This is a genomic window from Lentibacillus halophilus, assembly GCF_039522485.1.
GTDB lineage: Bacteria > Bacillota > Bacilli > Bacillales > Amphibacillaceae > Lentibacillus > Lentibacillus halophilus.
In genome coordinates this window covers 1-3,151 of the sequence record NZ_BAAADM010000037.1, presented here as the reverse complement: position 1 = coordinate 3,151, position 3,151 = coordinate 1, and the positions used below count along the sequence as shown (strand labels likewise).

Genomic DNA, 3,151 nt, shown 5'->3' with positions numbered 1-3,151 from the left:
GGAGTGATACACAATCAGCCGTTAGGCTGAGAGGTTCACTCCTACTTGACCCGACACAATTCTGAATTGTTTATAGAGTATCGGGGACAGTCCCTTACCGTTTTAAAGCAATAAAGTAGCCGGTACAATGGGAGCCTTGTGAATATCGGGGACAGTCCCCCGCCGCTTTAGAGCAATAAAGTAGACGTTACAATGGAAGCCTTGTGGAGATATAAATCTCTGCAGGGCTTTCTTTTTGTTTTCTTGTTTATAAATTTTTCGGGAGACAGTCTTCCACCGTTTAAAAATACATTATTTTAATGTAAGTGTCTATATTCGGATAAATATGTTAACACTACTTCTAGACAAGTAATCAATGAAACGAGGATATTTATGAGTACATCTCAAAAGTACTGGGTGACTACTAAAAAGATAATCCCAGAAAACAATCGGCAAATTTTAAATGACTTCCTGTTAAGCTTAAAACTTGCTAACAAGGCTGTGGTTACGATCACGAAATATAAATGGGTACTTGAGAAATTTCTTAGTGAATGTTCTGTATCCATCGGAAATTTAACGTCTGAACATATTCGGAACTGGCTATACGTCATAAGTGAAGGGAAAAAACCCAAAACGATAGACCTTTATCTATCGGCTTTAAAATCCTTTACCAACTTTTGTTTAGCTGAGGATTACTTGAATGCTCCAGTAATTAAAAGTCGTTGGAAACCAGCCATACCTGAAAGCTTACCCCAATTTCTCAATGGAGAAGAACTGGCACGTGTGAAACGGGAGGCTGAAGATCTACCACTTAGAGATCGTGCTCTCATTCTTCTTTTGCTTTCCTCCGGCTGCCGTAAAACGGAAACCTCCCACTTAAATATTGAGGATGTACAGTTGGAAAAACGTACAGCCATGGTTCTGGGGAAAGGGGGACATATACGCCACGTTCATTTTTCCGAAGAATGTGCCCTTGTCATGCAAGATTATTTGGAAACGAGAGCTTGTCGTGAAGGTGATCCTTTGTTTTTGAATAAGTTTGGTGGACGTTTAAAATCGACTGGCATCTATAAAGTCACAACCAAACTCGGTAAACAAGCCGGGTTATCACAGACCTTATATCCGCATGTATGCCGACATACATTTGCAACCCCCCTGCTTGCGAAAGGCGCCGATTTGTCTTTCATTGCTGAAGGAGTATTGGGGACAGTCCCCCACCGCTTTAAATCGCTAAAGCGTATGGGTGTAAGGGAGTCCTGTGGAGAGAAAGTCTCTGCAGGGCTTCTTTTATGGCTCTAAATTATGGGCTCAGGGGTATCGGTGTATTTTCAAATAACTTATTGGGCCTAAGAAAACAAGCTTCTCCTAGTTTTGAAGGGTCAATTGTCCCATCAGCTATACACTCCCATTGAACTTGTCCAGATTTAGTTTGTTTTTCTTGCAGTACATGGTTCATTTTCTCTTTATGTAGCTTGTTTTGGTACATTTCTAAACGCTGTGACTGCTTGAACATATCGGGGACAGTCCCCCACCGCTTATCAGGTCTCTCTTCCAGCTGCGAATATCCCCTCTTCATTACCGTGATTGTAATGAAGAGGGGATTTGAATTGGATTTATTTACTCAATAACTTGATTTAAATAATAACTTTCCTTTTCTTCATTTGTAGAAATATTTGTTATTATTTTTTTAGTTAATTTAAAAGTATATGTGTTATTAATAGTTAATCCCTTATTAAATACTTCTGCATTAGTTTTGCCTTTTATTTCTTTTCCGTTCCAACTAATTGAGAAAGAGAGTTTAGAATAGTCAGCTGCTAAAAGCTTACCATCAACCTGGATTGATTCAGATATTTCTTTGGTTTTAATGTTACTAAGTGTCTTCGTAATACTACTTATTTTATTTTTAGATAAAGAGACTTTGTCTCCTTTATCCAAATAAGTTAAATCAAATTCAACTTGTTCGTTTTCTAAGTCCTGAAACCAATTTTTTAAAATATTGAATGTCCTGATTCCATAGTTATCGGCTATTTCTGTATAATCTTCTTGCGAATTTATATCTTCCATAAGGTCATAGAAATAATTAATTGAGTCATAATCGTAACTCTCAATAATAGGATTGTCCTCTGTGAGGCCTAAATGCATGTTGAATGAACCAGGTGAAGTATTATTAAGAATTAATTCACTGGATTCAAGTATATTTTTAGGTATTGGACCGCGACTATTTCCTTTTCCGAACAAGTTATTATACATGCTTGTAAAAACTCGTTGGATACCCGAAGATATTACGTTTAGCTCTCTTAATCCAATTCTCCCAGATTCTTGTAGGGACTTCACCTTCACAAGAAGGTCCTCTTTCTTCTGCTTTTTTTTCTTCTCAAAATTTAATATTTCATTGTTAGTATGTTTAATAATGCTTTTGAATTTACTGTCTTTAGGTATTTCTGAATTTAATTCTGATGCAGAAGGGGACTCATCTTTATTATTGAAAGGTAAAGGGCTAAAGCTGTATTCATTCATTGCAATTCACTCCCTTCTGGACAACCAATTTCCAACATTCCTTTATTTTTACCTTCTCTATCAAAACCGAATTGCCCCATCCAGTATTTATTTTGTTTATCGAAGGACGCTTTTGCCGAATCATTTGGTGGTATAAGGGTGTGGTCTACAGTAAAGTAAGCGTCACAATAAAATGTTTCTCCGATTTGTCTAAAGTATTGTCTTCTTTGCTCAAAGAATTCGCTTATTTTCGGGATATTATCATCTGATGGATTGAATAAAAGAACCATATCTATATCATTAGGATTGATTTTATTTGTTAAAAAGCTTCCATCTAACCATATTTTGCTCAAAAGAGGAAGAACATCTCCGTCCTTTAAAGAAACTAAAAAATTTTTCAAACCTTTAAAATTTCTCTCCCGTGTTTGGGAATTAGGGAAAGAATCAACTAATTCGCTTTTTATATTTGCGATTGTCAGTCCTTTTATGATACCTCCATTTACATTGCCGTCTGCATTAAATTTAAGCATTTGACCACTTCTTTTCTATATTTTATAACATTTATTTTAATTTATACATCGTTCAAGCTAATTCTTTTATAAAAATATGTGTAAAATAATTCTCGGGGCCACCTGAGGCAATTTTCTAGTCAAAAAAGAGAAGGCACTCTATCATG

3 protein-coding genes are annotated in these 3,151 nt (G+C 36.1%); 1 reads left to right on the top strand and 2 read right to left on the bottom strand.

Annotation, left to right across the window (positions count from 1 at the left end; genetic code table 11):
* The first annotated feature begins 372 nt into the window (after positions 1-372).
* On the top strand, positions 373-1,278 hold the full coding sequence (locus tag ABDZ72_RS07235; protein ID WP_343752083.1) for a tyrosine-type recombinase/integrase: 906 nt from the start codon (positions 373-375) through the stop codon (positions 1,276-1,278).
* 318 nt (positions 1,279-1,596) lie between these two features.
* Here ABDZ72_RS07235 and ABDZ72_RS07230 read toward each other — a convergent pair whose 3' ends face one another.
* Together ABDZ72_RS07230 and ABDZ72_RS07225 are read right to left on the bottom strand one after the other, a co-directional pair.
* Positions 1,597-2,496: a hypothetical protein gene (locus ABDZ72_RS07230; protein WP_343752082.1), complete on the bottom strand. Its 900-nt coding sequence runs from the start codon at positions 2,494-2,496 to the stop codon at positions 1,597-1,599.
* Positions 2,493-3,005, bottom strand: a complete 513-nt coding sequence (locus ABDZ72_RS07225) for a DUF6932 family protein (RefSeq protein ID WP_343752081.1) — start codon at positions 3,003-3,005, stop codon at positions 2,493-2,495. Before ABDZ72_RS07225 ends, ABDZ72_RS07230 begins: the two co-directional genes overlap by 4 nt.
* Positions 3,006-3,151: the final 146 nt, after the last annotated feature.